Annotated in this window: 14 protein-coding genes; 8 read left to right on the forward strand and 6 right to left on the reverse strand. The window is 70.3% G+C overall.

The features are described from left to right. Positions 1 to 44: 44 nt before the first annotated feature. The 3 genes from FB557_RS04195 to glsA form a co-directional block, all read right to left on the reverse strand. Complete coding sequence (locus FB557_RS04195) at positions 45 to 1,808, reverse strand: HNH endonuclease signature motif containing protein (RefSeq protein ID WP_170236170.1); 1,764 nt, start codon at positions 1,806 to 1,808, stop codon at positions 45 to 47. A 68-nt stretch (positions 1,809 to 1,876) separates the two neighbouring features. Then, positions 1,877 to 2,071, reverse strand: a complete 195-nt coding sequence (locus tag FB557_RS04200; protein ID WP_281290042.1) for an SDR family oxidoreductase — start codon at positions 2,069 to 2,071, stop codon at positions 1,877 to 1,879. 57 nt (positions 2,072 to 2,128) lie between these two features. Further along, positions 2,129 to 3,100 carry a glutaminase A gene (gene glsA, locus FB557_RS04205; RefSeq protein WP_170236171.1) on the reverse strand — a complete coding sequence of 324 codons (972 nt, stop codon included), beginning with the start codon at positions 3,098 to 3,100 and terminating at the stop codon, positions 2,129 to 2,131. A 176-nt stretch (positions 3,101 to 3,276) separates the two neighbouring features. On the opposite strand from glsA, the gene FB557_RS04210 reads away from it, so the two are divergent. Then, positions 3,277 to 3,642, forward strand: a complete 366-nt coding sequence (locus FB557_RS04210) for a hypothetical protein (protein ID WP_144855803.1) — start codon at positions 3,277 to 3,279, stop codon at positions 3,640 to 3,642. 44 nt (positions 3,643 to 3,686) lie between these two features. On the opposite strand, the gene trpB is transcribed toward FB557_RS04210, so the two are convergent. Next, positions 3,687 to 4,883 carry a tryptophan synthase subunit beta gene (trpB, locus tag FB557_RS04215; RefSeq protein ID WP_144855805.1) on the reverse strand — a complete coding sequence of 399 codons (1,197 nt, stop codon included), beginning with the start codon at positions 4,881 to 4,883 and terminating at the stop codon, positions 3,687 to 3,689. A gap of 153 nt (positions 4,884 to 5,036) precedes the next feature. Here trpB and FB557_RS04220 point away from each other — a divergent pair, with 153 nt between their 5' ends. From FB557_RS04220 to FB557_RS04250, 7 genes are all read left to right on the forward strand, one after another. Further along, positions 5,037 to 5,978 (forward strand): universal stress protein, encoded by a 942-nt coding sequence (locus tag FB557_RS04220; protein ID WP_144855807.1) that lies wholly within the window; start codon positions 5,037 to 5,039, stop codon positions 5,976 to 5,978. A gap of 69 nt (positions 5,979 to 6,047) precedes the next feature. Further along, complete coding sequence (malQ, locus tag FB557_RS04225) at positions 6,048 to 8,153, forward strand: 4-alpha-glucanotransferase (protein ID WP_144855809.1); 2,106 nt, start codon at positions 6,048 to 6,050, stop codon at positions 8,151 to 8,153. Positions 8,154 to 8,353: 200 nt separating this feature from the next. Beyond that, positions 8,354 to 9,955: a peptide ABC transporter substrate-binding protein gene (locus tag FB557_RS04230; protein ID WP_246074386.1), complete on the forward strand. Its 1,602-nt coding sequence runs from the start codon at positions 8,354 to 8,356 to the stop codon at positions 9,953 to 9,955. A 160-nt stretch (positions 9,956 to 10,115) separates the two neighbouring features. Beyond that, positions 10,116 to 11,042 (forward strand): ABC transporter permease, encoded by a 927-nt coding sequence (locus FB557_RS04235; RefSeq protein ID WP_144855813.1) that lies wholly within the window; start codon positions 10,116 to 10,118, stop codon positions 11,040 to 11,042. Continuing rightward, complete coding sequence (locus tag FB557_RS04240; RefSeq protein WP_144855815.1) at positions 11,035 to 12,105, forward strand: ABC transporter permease; 1,071 nt, start codon at positions 11,035 to 11,037, stop codon at positions 12,103 to 12,105. The genes FB557_RS04235 and FB557_RS04240 overlap by 8 nt, the downstream gene beginning before the upstream one ends. Before the next feature lie 4 nt (positions 12,106 to 12,109). Continuing rightward, positions 12,110 to 13,252: an ABC transporter ATP-binding protein gene (locus FB557_RS04245; protein ID WP_144855817.1), complete on the forward strand. Its 1,143-nt coding sequence runs from the start codon at positions 12,110 to 12,112 to the stop codon at positions 13,250 to 13,252. Beyond that, positions 13,245 to 14,441, forward strand: coding sequence for an ABC transporter ATP-binding protein (locus FB557_RS04250; RefSeq protein ID WP_144855819.1), 1,197 nt, complete (start codon positions 13,245 to 13,247; stop codon positions 14,439 to 14,441). Before FB557_RS04245 ends, FB557_RS04250 begins: the two co-directional genes overlap by 8 nt. 149 nt (positions 14,442 to 14,590) lie before the next feature. Here the strand turns inward: FB557_RS04250 and FB557_RS04255 are convergent, their stop codons facing one another. Continuing rightward, on the reverse strand, positions 14,591 to 15,766 hold the full coding sequence (locus FB557_RS04255; RefSeq protein WP_144855821.1) for an ABC transporter ATP-binding protein: 1,176 nt from the start codon (positions 15,764 to 15,766) through the stop codon (positions 14,591 to 14,593). After that, positions 15,763 to 16,815 carry an ABC transporter ATP-binding protein gene (locus FB557_RS04260; RefSeq protein WP_144855823.1) on the reverse strand — a complete coding sequence of 351 codons (1,053 nt, stop codon included), beginning with the start codon at positions 16,813 to 16,815 and terminating at the stop codon, positions 15,763 to 15,765. The genes FB557_RS04255 and FB557_RS04260 overlap by 4 nt, the downstream gene beginning before the upstream one ends. Positions 16,816 to 16,817 lie beyond the last annotated feature (2 nt).

Genomic DNA, 16,817 nt, shown 5'->3' on the forward strand with positions numbered 1-16,817 from the left:
CGGTGACGAGGCGGTCGGTCCCTCTGCGCGATCACCGGAGACGATCAGAAGGGCGGAGCGTCATCCTCAAGGGTGGACCCGACGCCTGCCCCCACCGGTGGGGGAGAAGGGGGCAGAGCGGCGGTGGCGTGGTCGGCACCCGCGGTGTGGTCGGCACCCGCGGTGGGGTCGTCCGTAGTGGGGTCGTCCGTAGTGGGGTCGCCCTTGGTGTGGTCGGCGTCTGCGCTGCGGTCGTTGACTTCGGTGCTGCCGTCGGAGGCGGCGGCCGTGGGGTAGACAGTCTCGGGCTCGACGGTCTCGGGGGCCCAGGCCTGGGGCCAGGTGATGGCAGCGGTCCCGGTGGGCGATGTCCAGGTCGCGGTGCCGTCCGGGTCGAGGCGGTAGCCCCACCGCGGGTGCTGCTTGAGCTGGTGGTGGCGCCGGCAGAGCGGGGCGAGGTTGGTCGCGCTCGTCGGGCCCTGCGGCCACGCGGTCGCGTGGTCCAGGTCGCAGGAGACCGCAGGGCGGGTGCAGCCGAACATTCGACACGTCCCGTCACGGGTCGTGACCAGCCGACGCAGCCCGGGCCGAGGGACGTACCCGGGCTGGGCAGTGCTGTCGGCCGCGACGAGGTGTCCGGTGTCGGGGTCGAGCAGGACCCGGGCCAGGTCGTGGTCCTCACCGGCGCGGATCGCGGTGACCGTCTCGGCGGGTATCCACCCGACGCCCGGCACCTCGACCGGGCCGAACCGTGCCACTGCCCGCCCCTCGCCTCCGGCGCGTCCTTCGCCCCCGTCAGCGGGGGCAAGGAGTGACCGCCCGCCGGCTTCCGGCTCGCCCCAATCGGCGGGGGCAAGTGACCGCCCGTCGGCTCCCGGCTCGCCCCCACCAGCGGGGGCAAGGAATGACCGCCCGTCAGCCCTCGGCTCGCCCCCACCAGCGGGGGCAAGGAGTGACCGCCCCCCGGCTCCCGGCTCGCCCCCACCGGCGGGGGCGGGGCCCGTGAGGACGGGGACGGTGAGGTCGAGCCGGGTGTGCACGCTCACCCCTCGCAGAGCGAGGTCGGTCAGCGCCTGCGCTCGCGCCGACCCCAACCTCAGTCCCGGCCGGTCCCGCACCGCCGTGCGAGCCAGCTCCTCGACCGCGGCGTAGACCACGACCGCGGCCTCGGTCGGGAGCACCGCGGTGAGCATGCTCGTCCCGACTGGCCCGGGATCGAGGTGGACGTCGGTCGCCTCGGACCGGTTGCGCCGTGCCCGTCGCTCCAGCGCGGCCTCGTCCACCACGGTGAGCACCCGACGGCACGAGCGCGCCAGCTCTCGGGGCTCCAGCGCGACCAGGCGGATCTCCTCGCTGCCGCGCTTGCGGCCGAGCACGTGAGCCACCACCGCCTCAACCGCCTCAGCCGACGCCTCCTCGGTCTCGGAGGCGACGAGCTGCACGCTCCGCTCGCCGACCAGCCCCGCGCTCAGCGGCACGGCCAGGTCGGACAGGTCCGTCGCCAGCCGCGCCGCGAGCCGGCACCGCCGCTCCGCCACGGTCAGCGAGCACCCAAGCAGCAACGCCACCTCGTCCGCGCAGAAGGGGGCAATCTCTCCCTTCGCCAGCCGTGTCTCCCCCGGGAGTACCGGATCGACGCCCCGCCGAGCCAGCTCCGCGATGACCGCCAGCTGCGCGGCATCGGCTGCCCGACGCGCCCGCTCCACCCCGGCCAGCATCTCGCCGAGCGACTCGGTCTCGGCCTGCCCACCGAGGGCCTCCGCGGTCACCCCGCACGCGGCGAAGCCCACCCGTGCCTGATCTACGAACATCGTCACATCGTCGAACATGTGTTCGATCATAGAACTGAGGTGTGACAACGGACCGGCGCCGTCGACCCGCTCAGCCGACGACCCGCTCAGCCGAGCGACCAGCCCCCGTCGAGGGTGAGCACGTTGCCGACGACGTACGACGCCTGCGGGGAGGCGAGCCACCACAGCGCCTCGGCGGCTTCCCGTGGTGAGCCAAGCCGAGCCGCCGGTACCCCGGAGCGCACCGACGCCTGGAAGTCCGGGTCGGCGCACATATCGGTCTGCGTCGAGTGCGTCGGCAGGGGGCCTCGGCCCGGGGGTGCCGGCCGCGAGCCAGCTAGCGCGAGGAGCGCGCCAGTCTAGTCTCCTACGAGCGTCCGCCACTGCTCGTCGTGCCCGGTGGGGTCGGTGAGCAGGTGCAGGTCGAGCTCGCGGCTCGCCCGGGTGAAGATCGCCTCACCGCGTCGGCTCGTGCCGTGCCCGTCCAGCCGCGGCGAGAGCGTCGCGAGACCGAAGCGCCCCGGGATCGCGCCCATGATCAGCCCCGACACCCCGCTCTTGGCGGGGATGCCGACCTGGGACATCCAGTCCCCGGCCGAGTCGTACATGCCGCACGTCGTCATCACGCTGAGCACGTGCCGGGTCGTGGCCAGGCAGAGCACCTGCTCACCGGTGATCGGCTGCCGACCGCCGGTGGCCAGCGTCGCCGCCATGACGGCCAGGTCGCGTGGCGTGACCAGCACCGAGCACTGCCGGGTGTAGCCAGTCACGACGTCCTCCGGGGAGTCCTCCATAACCCCTTCGGCGCGCAGCAGGTGGGCCAGGGCGAGGTTGCGGTGCGCCTGGGCGAGCTCGTCGTCGGCCGCCTCGGTGTCGATCGAGAGCTCCCGCCCGGCCAGGCGAGACAGGCCGTCGAGGATGATCCGCTCGCGCTCCTGCCAGTCCACCGCGACCCCGCCGATGAGCCCGTGCACGACCATCGCCCCGGCGTTGATCATCGGGTTGCGCGGGCGCTTGGTCTCCGGCTCGACCGAGAGCACGTCGAAGGCCTCGCCGGAGGGCTCGACGTCAACCCTGGCCAGCACCTCCTCGACGCCGTGCTCCTCGATCGCGAGGGCGTAGACGAAGGCCTTGGCGACCGACTGGACCGTCAGCTCGTGATCGACGTTGCCGGCGGCGAAGAGCGAGCCCTCGGTGGTGCACAGGCACGCGGCGAGCAGGTCCGGGTCGGCCTCGGCGAGCGCCTGGGGCACCTGGTGGACGGTCCCTCGCTCGTCGTCGCGAACTGCGTCGAGGGTCTCGGCCAGGTAGTCGCTCATGCTCTGCGTCACCGTGCGATGGTATTCGACGAGTGGTTCTTGTCGGGTGCAGTTCACCGGCCGGACCGGCCGCCGTCCCCAATAGTTAGTCCGCGCTCCTACCGTCGCGGCCATGGTGTGGTTGCGCGCATCGGTTGCGCTCGTCATCGCGGTCCTGCTCACGGGATGCGCGGCCGCCCCGGTCGTCGTTGCCGGAGTGGCGGCGAAGGGAGGCCCGAGCGGCCTACTCAGGGGGCGGTGAGGAGGCCCTCACGCTGACCCGGGCGGACGAGGCGGTGCCGACGATGGGGCAGGTCCGGGAGTCGGCCATGTGCGCGACGGACGAAGCGTCCCGCCTGGTCGCCTTCGTCCTCGACCGCGAGGTCCTCATCGCCCCGACCTTCACCCGGGAGTGCGGCGCCGACGCGAGCTACTCCACCGACGAGCTCACCGGCCAGCGCATCGTCGACCCCGCCTCCGGTGCCGGCGCCGACCTCATCGCTCTCTCGCTGCAGTCCGGGGCGCTGCCGACGGCGATGGAGGTCCGGCCGCGCAGGGACGCCCTCGCGCAGTGAGGCTCTCGCGCAGTGACGCCCTCGCGTGGTGATGCCCTCGCGCGTCAGCGCGAGCCCATCACCTCGGCGATGTAGTCGACGTCCTTGTCGCCCCGCCCGGAGAGGTTGACGACGATCACCTGCTCGGGCGACATCTCCGGCGCGATCTTCATCGCGTGGGCGAGGGCGTGCGAGCTCTCCAGCGCCGGGATGATCCCCTCGGTGCGGCAGAGCAGCGAGAACGCTTCGAGCGTCTCCTCGTCGGTGACCGAGACGTACTCGGCGCGACCGACATCCCTGAGCCAGGCGTGCTGCGGACCGACGCCGGGGTAGTCCAGGCCGGAGGCGATCGAGTGGACCGGCGAGGGCTCGCCGTCCTCCTCCTGGAGGACCACGGTGGACATCCCGTGCAGGGTGCCGTCGACCCCCTTCGTCATGGTCGCCGCATGCCGGTCGCCGGACAGGCCCTCGCCGGCCGGCTCGACCCCGATCACCCGCACCTGCTCGTCCTCGAGGAAGCCGGAGAAGAGGCCCATCGCGTTAGACCCGCCGCCGACGCAGGCCATGACGACATCGGGCAGGCGCCCCTCCTTCGCCATGATCTGCTCGCGGGCCTCGGCGCCGACGACGGACTGGAAGTCGCGCACCATCGAGGGGTAGGGGTGCGGGCCGACGACCGAGCCGATGCCGAAGAAGACGTCCTCGTAGTCGGCCGCGTAGGTGGCGAAGGCGGAGTCGACCGCGTCCTTGAGGCAGCGTCCACCGGTCTCGACGGCGACGACCTTCGCGCCGAGCATCTCCATGCGCACGACGTTCATGTGCTGCTTCTCGACGTCGATGCCGCCCATGTGGATCTCGCACTCCAGCCCGAGGAGCGCCGCCGCGGTCGCCAGCGCCACCCCGTGCTGACCCGCGCCGGTCTCGGCGATGAGCCGGGTCTTGCCCATCCGCTTCGCGAGCAGCCCCTCGCCGAGGCAGTGGTTGATCTTGTGCGAGCCGGTGTGGTTGAGGTCCTCGCGCTTGAGGTAGACCTTCGCCCCGCCGAGCCGCTCGGAGAAGCGCCGCGCCAGGTACAGGGGAGAGGGGCGCCCGACGTACTCGCGCAGCAGCTCGCGGTACTCGTCCATGAAGGCGGGGTCGGCCATCGCCTCCCGGTACGCGGTCGCGACCTCGGCGATCGGCGCCTCGAGGTGCGGCGGGAGGAAGGCGCCGCCGTACCGGCCGAAGCTGCCGTTCTCGTCGGCGTGGGTGAAGCGGGGCATGGTGGCCTCCTCGTGGCGAGGGCGTCGGGACGACGCGAAGGGGGAGCGAAGGGGGTCTGCTGGCCGGGACGGTAGCCGGTGGGGGCGACATCGCGGTATCCCCGTGCCACGTGGTGGACGCCCCCGCACGCCCGGTTGGTGAGAGGATGAGGTATGGCACGCGAGGCAGAGCACAACACCCCTGATGGCGCCGTCGTCGTCGCTGTCGACGGCACGAGCAAGGACCGGGCGGTGCTGGCCTGGGCGGCGCGATCGGCGCAGCGGCGCAAGACCGCGCTGCACGTCGTGAGCGTCGCGGAGGTCGGCGTCTCCGCGTTCGGCGGACCGGAGTCGGCGGCGTCCGGCATCGTCGTCGACCAGCTGCTCGAGGCGGCGGAGTCGTCGGTGACGACGGCCTGCGAGCACATCAAGGAGATCGCCCCCGACGTCGAGGTGAGCACGTCGACGACGACCGGCAGCGCCTCGCGGGTGCTCGTCGACGCCGCTGAGCGGGCCGCGCTCGTCGTGCTCGGCGCCACCCGCTCCTCCCGGCTCGAGCGGGTCGTCCTCGGCAGCGTCTCCGGTGCGGTCATCCAGCACGCCGCCGCGCCGGTGGTCCTCGTGCCCGAGAGCGCCGGCCCGGAGCCGCGCCGCGTGATCGTGGGAGTCGACGGCAGCCAGCAGTCTCGAGCCGCCGCCGCTGCCGCACTCGACGTCGCCAAGCACGCGGCGGTGCCAGTCACCGCCGTCATCGCCTGGCACATCGAGGTGGTCGACGGGGTCGTCGTGACCGAGCCCGGCAGCCCGCAGTGGGAGAAGGTCGAGCGCCGCTACCGCGAGATCGCCCAGGGCGTGATGGACCAGGCGCTCGCCGACGTGCGCTCCGGCGCCACCGTCTCGCCGGCGATCGAGCAGCGCACCGACCGCGACATCGAGGTGACCGTCGAGGTCCGCAAGGGCAAGCCGGCGGCCGCGTTGGTCCAGGGCGCGACCGACGATGACCTGGTCGTCGTCGGAACCCGCGGCCGGGGAGGCTTCCGCGGCCTGCTCCTCGGGTCGGTCACCCAGACCGTGCTCGAGGTCAGCCCGGGCCCGGTGCTCGTCACGAGGGGCTGACCCCCTTCGAGGCGCCTTCGTCGCACCTCAGGGGGCGTGGGTGCGTCGCACCCTGGCAGGGTTGACCCCGTGACCGACGACCTGCCGCAGAACCTCCGTGACCTGGCCGACGCGAAGGGCGTCTCGAGCGAGTACTGGGACTGGAAGGGCAACCACACCGTCATCCCGCCCGACGCCCTGCGGGAGGTGCTCACGGCCCTCGGCGAGGACGTCTCGACCGAGCAGGCCACGACGGCCAGCCTGACCCGGCTGCGCGAGGAGCCCTGGCGGCGCACCCTCCCGCCGACGGTCGTGGCGCGCACCGCCTTCCCGTACCGGCTGCACGTGCACGTCGCCGACGGGGCGTCGCTGACCGTGCACGTCGACCTCGAGGACGGGGGCCGGGTCGACCTCGAGCAGCTCGAGCATCTCGTGCCCCCGGTCGAGGTCGACGGGGTGCTCGTCGGCGAGGCCGCCTTCGAGATCCCCGCCGGCCTGCCACTGGGCTACCACGAGCTCGTCGCCGAGGTGGGCGGCGACAGCCCGCTGCCCAGGCCCGACTCCCGGCTCTCGCGGCTCATCGCGGTCCCGCACCAGCTCGATCTGCCCGCCGGTGTCGCCGAGGGCGATGCCCACGGCCTGATGACCCAGCTCTACCAGGTGCGCTCGCGGGACACCTGGGGGATCGGCGACCTCGGGGTGCTCCGGGAGCTGGCCCGCTGGGCCGCCGACGAGCACGACCACGACTTCGTCCTGGTCAACCCGCTGCACGCCGCGGAGCCGAGCGGGGTCCTCGAGCCCTCGCCGTACCTGCCGGCCTCACGACGCTTCGTCAACCCGCTGTACATCGACATGGGCACCCTGCCGAGCGTCGAGCTGCTGAGCGAGAGCGCACGGGCCGAGATCGACGCGCTCGCCGGCCAGGCCGCCCCGCTCAACGACTCCGCGGTGCTCGACCGTGACGAGGCCTGGCGGCTCAAGCGCTCCGCGCTGCGCGCGGCCTACCGCGAGCTGGGTCCGGCCCAGGCCGACCGGGTCGGCCGGTGGATGGAGAGCGAAGGGGTGGGCCTGCTCCGCTTCGCGACGTGGTGCGCCATCTGCGACGTCCACGGGCCCCGGTGGGACGAGGACTGGCCGGTCTCCCTTCGCGATCCGGAAGGGCCCGCGGTGGCCGACTTCCGCGCGGAGCACGCGGGAGAGGTGTCCTTCTACTGCTGGCTCCAGTGGGTGCTGCAGGTCCAGCTGGGAGAGGTGCAGCGAGAGGCGCTCGAAGGGGGGATGTGCCTCGGTGTGGTCCACGACCTGGCGGTCGGGATCCACCCCCGCGGCGCCGACGCCTGGGCCCTCGGCGACGCCCTCGCCCAGGGCGTGACGGTCGGGGCGCCGCCGGACCAGTTCAACCAGCGCGGGCAGAACTGGAGCCAGCCGCCGTGGCGACCCGATCGCCTGGCCGAGCTGGGCTACGAGCCGTACGCGGAGATGATCCGCTCGGTCCTGCGCGACTCCGGCGGCATCCGCGTCGACCACGTCATCGGGCTCTTCCGCCTCTGGTGGATCCCGCAGGGAGGCGAGCCCTCCGACGGCGCCTACGTGCGCTACGACCACGAGGCGATGATCGGGATCCTCGCGCTCGAGGCGCAGCGCGCCGGGGCGCTCGTCATCGGCGAGGACCTCGGCGTCGTCGAGCCCTGGGTCCGGGAGTACCTGCTCGAGCGGTCCGTCCTGGGTACCAGCGTGATGTGGTTCGAGTGGACCGACGACGGGCGGCTGCTGCCCCCTTCGCACTACCGCCGGCTGTGCCTCGCGACGGTGACCACGCACGACCTCCCGCCCACGGCGGGCTACCTCGAGCTGGCGCACGTCGACCTGCGCGAGCGGCTCGGCCTGCTCACCCGGCCGCTCGCCGAGGAGCGGGCCGAGGAGCAGGCGACGATCGAGGCGGTGCGCGCGGAGCTGGTCGCCGCCGGGTACCTCCGCGAGGACGAGGTGGGGGATGTCCCGGCGACGACCGAGGCGATGCACCGCTGGCTGGCGGACACCGCTTCGCTGCTCAAGGGGGTCGCGCTGACCGACCTCGTCGGCGACGTCCGCGCGATCAACCAGCCGGGCACCGACGAGGAGTACCCGAACTGGCGGCTCCCCCTCGCCGACGGCTCGGGGACCCCGGTCTCGCTCGAGGACCTGCGCGGGTCGTGACCGAACGGTGACCTGCGGGCCGCGCAAGTCACGGTTGGGTCTCATGACGTCGTGCCCTCTGGCGCAAGGGGGTTCTCATCTACTGAGATAGCGACAGCAGCCGATCGGCTGCGGCATCAGCCGGGCAGCGGTCCGGATCCCCTCCGCCGACACGGGCGGACAGACGTAGGAGGACATCCATGCGAGTGAAGTCTCGCGCGATGACCGTCGCCAGCATCTCCGCAGTCGCGCTTCTCGCGACCGCGTGCGGCAGCGACGGTGGCGACAGCGGCAGTGACAGCGGCAGCGGCGAGGGCCAGTCCGGTGGCGAGATCATCATGGGCGGCTGCAACCCCGAGAACCCGCTGATCGCCGGCAACACGGCCGAGACCTGTGGTGGCGACGTCCTCGACATCCTCACCGCGAAGCTCGTGAAGTACGACTCGGAGACGGCGGAGCCGTCCAACGACATCGCCGAGTCGATCGAGACCGAGGACAACCAGAACTTCACCGTCAAGCTCAAGAAGGGCTACAAGTTCCACGACGGCACCGAGGTCAAGGCGAAGAACTTCGTCGACGCGTGGAACTACACCGCCCACGGCCCGAACGGTCAGCAGGGCGCGTACTTCTTCGAGCCGATCGAGGGCTACGACGAGGTCTCCGCCGAGGACTCCGAGACCGAGGAGATGTCCGGCCTGAAGGTCGAGGACGACTACACCTTCACCATCAAGACCACCGACAAGGTCTCCAACCTGCCGCTGCGTCTGGGCTACACCGCCTTCGCGCCGCAGCCGGACTCCTTCTTCGAGGACCCCGAGGGCTTCGGCAAGAACCCGGTGGCCGCCGGTCCGTACAAGTTCGTCTCCTGGGACGAGAACAAGGCGATCGTCACCGAGAAGTTCGAGGACTACTCCGGTGAGTTCGGTGGCAACGCCGACAAGATCACCTTCCAGATCTTCCAGGACCAGGACGCCGAGTACACCGCGCTGCTCGCCGGCCAGGTCGACATCATCCGGGCGATCCCGGCCTCGGCGCTGGTCAACGACCAGTTCAAGACCGACCTGCCCGACCGCAACCTGGAGAAGCCGAACTCCACCCTCCAGATGCTCGGCCTGAACTACAACGTCGACCCCAAGCTGGAGGACGTCAAGGTCCGCCAGGCGATCTCCATGGCCATCGACCGGCCGACGATCATCAAGGAGATCTTCAACGGCGCCTTCACCCCCGCCACCGGCTGGGTCTCCCCGGTCGTCGAGGGCTACAAGGAGGGTGCGTGCGGTGAGTACTGCACCTACGACCCGGAGAAGGCCAAGCAGCTGCTCGAGGAGGGCGGCGGCTACGACGGCAAGCTCGAGCTGCACTACAACGGTGACGGCGGGCACAAGGAGTGGACCGAGGCGGTCTGCAACTCGATCAAGAACGCGATCGACATCGACTGCGTCGCCACCCCGAGCGTCGACTTCAAGACCTTCCTCACCAAGCTCGGCAACGAGGAGCTGAAGGGCCTGTTCCGCATGGGCTGGGTCATGGACTACCCGTCCATCGAGAACTACCTCGCCCCGATCTACGGCAAGAACGCCGGGTCGAACTACTACGGCTACGACAGCGAGGAGTTCGCCAAGAAGATGGACGAGGCCGCCGCGGCCGAATCCCCGGAGGAGGCGAACACCCTCTACCAGGAGGCCGAGGGCCTCATCGCCGAGGAGTTCACCACCATCCCCACCTGGTACGGCAAGACGATGATCGGCTGGTCGGAGAAGGTCGACAACGTCACCGCCACGCCGTTCGGCGTGCCGGACCTGCGCGCCGTCACGATCAAGTGACGAGCTAGGTGACACACCGGTGATGGCCGGCTGCCGAGTGCGGTGGCCGGCCATCACTGTGCCGCGCACACCCTGTAGCGCGCATCACACCAGATTGGGATAGCCTCGACCGCGCTCCGCACGCCGTGCGCCAGCGCTCGAACTCGATGAGGAGGTGAACGTGGGCAAGTACATCGTCCGACGACTGCTGCAGATGATCCCGGTGGTCCTCGGCTCCACGTTCTTGATCTACGCGATGGTCTTCGCCATGCCGGGCGACCCCACCGCCGGCAAGTGCGGTGAGCGGGCCTGCCCACCGGCCTACGTCAAGGAGTTCCGGGAGAAGTACAACCTGGACGACCCGCTGCCGGTCCAGTACGGCAAGTACATGGGCAACGTGCTCCAGGGTGACCTCGGCGAGAACCAGTACGGGATCCCCGTCGCCGAGGACCTCAGGGACCGCTTCGGCGTCACCGGCAAGCTCGCGTCGATGGCCCTGGTCTTCCAGTCGGTGGTCGGCATCCTGGCCGGCATCCTCGCGGGGCTGCGAAAAGGCGGGTTCATCGACAACCTCGTCATTGTCAGCACCCTCTTCGTCATCTCCATCCCGATCTTCGTCAGCGGCTTCGTGCTGCAGTACTTCTTCGGGCTGGAGCTCGGCTGGTTCCCGGTCCTCGTCGGGGCGGACGCAACCTTCTACCGGCTGCTCTTGCCCGCGATGGTGCTGGGGTCGCTCTCGTTGGCCTACATCGCCCGTCTCATGCGGACCAACATCGCGGAGAACCTCGGCTCGGACTACGTGCGCACCGCCAAGGCCAAGGGGCTCTCGAACAGGCGGATCATCGGCATCCACACCCTGCGCAACTCCCTCATCCCGGTCATCACCTTCCTCGGGTACGACTTCGGCGCACTCCTGGGCGGCTCGATCGTCACCGAGGGGATCTTCAACATCCTCGGGGTGGGTGGCTACGTCTTCACCAGCATCGGCAACCGTGACGGCATCGCCGTCGTCGGGGCCGTGACCGTGCTGGTGCTCGTCTATCTCATCGTGAACCTCATCGTCGACCTGCTGTACGGCGTCCTGGACCCGAGGATCAGCCATGACTGAGCGCAATCAGACCCCGCACGACGCGAACCCCGACGAGCGCCTCGAGCACGACGACGCGCCACTGCACGACAACAAGCCGGGCGAAGGTGGCGAGCTGCCCACCGAGAGCCACGAGAAGCAGACCCCGACGTCCTCGTCGGCGGCGATCGCCGCCGACGACACGGGCACCGCGCGCAGCCTCACCGCCGACGCGTGGCGCAGCCTGCGGAAGAACCCGCTCTTCTGGATCTCGTCGGTCCTGATCGTCGGGCTGCTCGCGATCGCCATCTTCCCTGGTCTCTTCACCGACCAGAACCCCGACTACGGGGACCTGGGCCGCGCCCGGATCGACCCGAACAGCACGCACTGGTTCGGTACCGACCGCCAGGGCTACGACGTCTACACCCGGACGATCTACGGAGCCCGGGCCTCGATCCTCGTCGGCGTCCTGGGGGCGACGGGGACGTTGCTCCTCGGCTCCTTCCTCGGGCTCGTCGCGGGTTACCTCGGCGGCTGGGTCGACACCCTCATCTCACGCATCGGTGACATCTTCTTCGCCATCCCGCTGCTCATGGCCGGCATCATCCTTCTCTCGGCCACCCGCAGCATGGACACGCTGCTCGGCGTCCCGTTGCAGGGATACTTCGGCACGATCTTCCAGCTCGTGCTCGTGCTGGTCCTGTTCGGCTGGCCCGCAATCATGCGCCTCATGCGCAGCTCGGTCATCCAGGTCAAGCCGAACGACTACGTCCAGGCCGCGCGGGCACTGGGGGCGTCCCCCCTTCGCATCATCCGGCGGCACGTCATGCCCAACGCCCTCGCCCCGGCGATCGTCGTCACGACGATCAACCTCGGCGTCTACATCTCGGTGGAGGCGACCCTGTCCTTCCTCGGGATCGGGCTGGTCCCGCCGGCTATTTCGTGGGGCGTGATGATCAACGACTCGCTCGTGTTCCTCCGCTCGGGCACGACGCTGCACGCCCTCTTCTTCCCCGCCCTCTTCCTCAGCATCTGCGTCCTCGCGTTCATCATGCTCGGCGATGCCGTGCGCGACGCGTTCGACCCCAAGAGCCGAGACAGGTGATTCCATGTTCGGACGAGACAAGCACACTGCAGAGCAGGACGACACCCACCGCGACGACACCACTCGTGACACCACCGGGCACGATGACGCCAACCGCGAGGAGCCGGCGACCGTGGTCAAGGGAGACCCGATCGCCAAGCCGGACGTGCCGCCGTGGGAGCGCCAGGGCGAGCAGCTGCTCGAGGTCCGGGACCTCTTCGTGGAGTTCCACACCAGCGAAGGGCTGGCGAAGGCGATCAACGGGGTGAACCTCACCCTGGCCGAGGGGGAAACCCTCGCGATCCTCGGCGAGTCGGGCTCGGGCAAGTCGGTGACGGCCCAGGCCGTCATGGGCATCCTGGACATGCCGCCGGCGAAGATTCCCTCGGGTGAGATCTTCTACCGCGGCAAGGACCTGCTCACCATGCCCGAGGACGAGCGGCGCAAGCTGCGTGGCCCGGAGATCTCCATGGTCTTCCAGGACGCGCTCAGCTCGCTCAACCCGGTCTTCCCGGTCGGCTGGCAGATCGCGGAGATGTTCCGTAAGCACCGGGACATGAACCGCTCCGACTCCTACGACCAGGCCATCCGGCTCATGGAGCGGGTCAACATCCCCGGGGCGAAGGAGCGGGTCAAGGCCTACCCGCACCAGTTCTCCGGCGGTATGCGCCAGCGGATCATGATCGCCATGGCCATCGCGCTGGACCCGAAGGTGCTCATCGCCGACGAGCCGACGACCGCGCTCGACGTGACGGTCCAGGCCCAGATCATGGCCCTGCTCAAGGAGCTGCAGGAAGAGCACGACATGGGCCTGATCCTCATCACCCACGACCTCGGCGTCGTCGCCGACGTGGCGGACCGGATCAGCGTGATGTACGCCGGGCGGATCGTCGAGCGGGCCTACGTCGACGACATCTACGCGGCCCCCGCGCACCCGTACACCAAGGGTCTGCTCGAGTCGATCCCGCGCCTGGACCAGAAGGGGCAGGACCTCTCCGCCATCGGTGGGCTGCCGCCGAGCCTGACCCGCATCCCGCCGGGTTGCGCCTTCAACCCGCGGTGCGTCATGGCTCAGGACGTCTGCCGCGAGGAGAGCCCGCCGCTGCGCGACATCCGGCCCCGCCGCCAGTCCGCCTGCCACTTCGCAGAGGAGCTCCTCGATGACTGATCTCGAGACCACCGAACGCGCGACGAGCGATCGCGGCACGAACAACCGCGACATCGTTCTCAAGGCCCGCGACCTGCGCAAGTATTACCCGATCAAGGGTGGGGTGCTCCAGCGCCAGGTCGGTGAGGTCAAGGCCGTCGACGGCGTCTCCTTCGACCTCTACAAGGGCGAGACCCTCGGTATCGTCGGCGAGTCCGGCTGCGGCAAGTCGACATTGGGCCGGGTGCTCATGCGTCTGGAGGAGCCGACCGACGGCACCGTCGAGTTCGACGGAGTGCAGATGTACGAGCAGTCCGGCTCGGCGATGCGCAAGATGCGTCGCGACATCCAGATCGTCTTCCAGGACCCGTACACCTCGCTCAACCCGCGCCGCACCGTCGGTGAGATCGTCGGGGAACCCTTCAACATCCACCCGGACGTGGTGCCGAAGAAGGGTCGACGCAAGGCGGTCCAGGAGCTGCTCGAGCTCGTCGGGCTCAACCCCGAGCACATCAACCGGTACCCGCACCAGTTCTCCGGTGGTCAGCGCCAGCGCATCGGGATCGCCCGCGGGATCGCGCTCAACCCGAAGGTGCTTATCTGCGACGAGCCGGTCTCTGCGCTCGACGTGTCGGTGCAGGCGCAGGTCGTCAACCTCATGGAGAAGCTCCAGCGCGAGCTTGGCCTGGCCTACATCTTCATCGCCCACGACCTCTCGGTCGTGCGGCACATCTCCGACCGCGTCGGGGTGATGTACCTCGGTCGGCTTGTCGAGATCGGTGACGAGGACGAGATCTACAGCCGCCCGACGCATCCGTACACCCAGGCGCTGCTCTCCGCCGTGCCCGTGCCGGACCCGACCCTGCGCGGCAAGCGCGACCAGATCACCCTCAGCGGCGACGTCCCGTCCCCCGCGAACCCGCCGGACGGCTGCCACTTCCACACCCGCTGCTGGAAGGTCCAAGACGTCTGCCGCACCGACACCCCGGAGCTGGAGGTGCACCAGGACGGCGACGGCGGGCACCTGTCTCGCTGCCACTTCGCCGAGGTCCGCCAGGTGATCGAGACCCAGGACGTCAGTGGTCGCGGCAAAGACTCGCTCTTCGCCGGTCAGGGTGAGCGGGACAACAGCGACGCGGTCGCCGCCGGTGCCGCCGGCGACGGGGACGTGCAGTCGGGCCCGGACACCAGAGCCCCCTCCGGCGGCTGACCCCCCCTCGCCTGACCCCCTTCGCCTGAACCCGTTCGCCTGAACCGCCTGCTACCACGCAGTAGTGGTCGTGATCACGACCACTACTGCGTGGTAGCCCGCGTCGGGGAGCGGTGGCTCGGGGGGCGAAGGGGGAGCAGGCCTCCTGGTCAGGTGAAGGGGATGTCGTCGGCGACCTCGTCGCCCTCGGCCTCCCGCAGCTCCTTGGGCTTGTCCTCGGTCTGCGTCTCGACGTCGTGCGGCTGGATCTCCCCGCTGGCGATCTGCTCGGCGTAGTGGCAGGCCACCTTGTGGCTGCCGGTGGTGCCGTCGATCTCGACCAGCCGCAGCTGCGGGCGCTCGTCGTCGCAGCGGCTCTCCTGGCGCCAGGGGCAGCGGGTGTGGAAGCGGCACCCCGACGGAGGGTTGGCGGGGGAGGGCAGGTCGCCGGAGAGGAGGATCTGCTCGCGCGTGTCCTCGACGTCGGGGTCGGGTACCGGTACGGCAGAGAGCAGCGCACGGGTGTAGGGGTGCAGCGGGTTGGCATACAGGTCTGCGGCGTCGGACTCCTCGACGATGCCGCCGAGGTACATCACGCCGACCCGGTCGGAGATGTGGCGCACCACCGCCAGGTCGTGCGCGATGACCAGGTAGGTCAGGCCGTACTCCTCCTGCAGGTCTGCCAGCAGGTTGATCACCTGCGCCTGCACCGACACGTCGAGGGCGGAGACCGGCTCGTCCGCGACGATGAGCTCGGGGTCGACCGAGAGCGCGCGAGCGATGCCGATGCGTTGCCGCTGACCGCCGGAGAACTCGTGCGGGTATTTCTTCAGGGCCGCCGCCGGCAGCCCCACGTCGCTGAGCAGCTGCTTCAGGCGGGGCATGGCCGCCTCGGCGTCCCCCACGATGCCGTGCGCCTTCATCCCCTCCACCAGCAGCGACTCCACGCTCTGCCGGGGGTCCAGGCTGCCCATGGGATCCTGGAAGACCATCTGCAGGTCCCGGCGGCGCTTGCGCAGGTCCTCGCCCCCCAAGTCGGTCAGGCTCTGCCCGTCGAAGGTGACGGTCCCCTCGGTGGACTCCTCGAGGTGCAGGATCGCCCGGCCCAGCGTGGACTTGCCGCAGCCGGACTCGCCGACCAGCCCGTAGGTCTCTCCCCGGCGGATCTGCAGGTCGACGCCGTCCACGGCGTAGACGTGACCGACGACCTTGTCGAAGATGATGCCGCGCTTGATCGGGAAGTGGACCTTGAGGTCCTGGACGTCGACGAGGACCTCGCCCTTGTCCCCCCTAGTGCGGTCTCCCTTCGCCCGGTCGCTCGCGGGCTCAGTCGCAGCCGTGCTCATCGGCGGTCCTCCTCAGACTCGGCGGGCGAGGCCTGCCCGCCCAGCGGGTTGAAGCAGCGCAACACCCGGTCGCCGCTCGCCACCGCGGCCGGGGTTTCCTCCCGGCACCGCTCGATCGCGTTGGAGCACCGCGGCGCGAAGGCGCACGAGGAGGTCCACGGCAGGTTGTCGGCCACCGAGCCGGGCACCGGGTTGAGCCGCTCGGCGGCGTCGCCCTCGAGCGAGGGGACCGAGGACAGCAGCCCGCCGGTGTACGGGTGGTGCGGGTCGTGGAAGAGCGGGTGCCGGTCGCCGCGCTCGACGAGGCGGCCGCCGTAGAGCACGTTGACCTCGTCGCAGAGGCCGGCGACGACGCCGAGGTCGTGGGTGATCATGATGAGCGCGGTGTCCATCTCCTCGACCAGCTCGCGCAGCAGGGCCAGGATCTGCGCCTGGATCGTCACGTCGAGAGCAGTCGTCGGCTCGTCGGCGATGAGCATGCGGGGCTCGCAGGCCAACGCCATGGCGATGAGCGCGCGCTGGCGCATGCCGCCGGAGAGCTGGTGCGGGTACTCGGTGAGCCGACGGTCCGGGTCGGGGATGCCGACCTTGTGCAGCATCTCGCGGGCGACCGGCTTGGCCGACTTGCGGGACATGCCCTTGTGCCGCTCCAGGACCTCGGTGACCTGCCGCCCGATCGGCACCACGGGGTTCAGGGAGGACAGGGGGTCCTGGAAGATCATGCCGATGTCGCTGCCCCGGAGGTCACGCATCTGCTTGTTCGACAGCGTGAGCAGGTCGCGGCCGTCGAGCTCGACGCTGCCGGTCACGGTGTTGCCACGGTCGGGGAGGAGCCCCATGATCGCCAGCGAGGTGACCGACTTGCCGCAGCCGGACTCGCCGACCAGGCCGACGGTCTGCCCGGGGCGCACGTCGAAGCTCAGGCCGTCGACGGCGACGAAGGGGTCCTCGCCCTGCCGCTTGAAGGTCACCGTGAGGTCGCGGACGGACAGCAGCGGCTCGGCACCGCGCGGGTCGCGGCGTGCCGTCTCGGGTGTCGTGGTCGTCATGC

It is taken from the genome of Marihabitans asiaticum (assembly GCF_007828725.1).
GTDB classification, from domain to species: domain Bacteria; phylum Actinomycetota; class Actinomycetes; order Actinomycetales; family Dermatophilaceae; genus Marihabitans; species Marihabitans asiaticum.

Bases quoted from the DNA above. Each gene is read 5' to 3' on its own strand.
- FB557_RS04195 (WP_170236170.1), bottom strand. From the start codon at position 1,808: ATGTTCGACGATGTGACGATGTTCGTAGATCAGGCACGGGTGGGCTTC.
- FB557_RS04250 (WP_144855819.1), top strand. From the start codon at position 13,245: ATGACTGATCTCGAGACCACCGAACGCGCGACGAGCGATCGCGGCACG.
- FB557_RS04220 (WP_144855807.1), top strand. From the start codon at position 5,037: ATGGCACGCGAGGCAGAGCACAACACCCCTGATGGCGCCGTCGTCGTC.
- FB557_RS04260 (WP_144855823.1), bottom strand. From the start codon at position 16,815: ATGACGACCACGACACCCGAGACGGCACGCCGCGACCCGCGCGGTGCC.
- FB557_RS04230 (WP_246074386.1), top strand. From the start codon at position 8,354: ATGACCGTCGCCAGCATCTCCGCAGTCGCGCTTCTCGCGACCGCGTGC.
- FB557_RS04255 (WP_144855821.1), bottom strand. From the start codon at position 15,766: ATGAGCACGGCTGCGACTGAGCCCGCGAGCGACCGGGCGAAGGGAGAC.
- FB557_RS04245 (WP_144855817.1), top strand. From the start codon at position 12,110: ATGTTCGGACGAGACAAGCACACTGCAGAGCAGGACGACACCCACCGC.
- FB557_RS04240 (WP_144855815.1), top strand. From the start codon at position 11,035: ATGACTGAGCGCAATCAGACCCCGCACGACGCGAACCCCGACGAGCGC.
- trpB (WP_144855805.1), bottom strand. From the start codon at position 4,883: ATGCCCCGCTTCACCCACGCCGACGAGAACGGCAGCTTCGGCCGGTAC.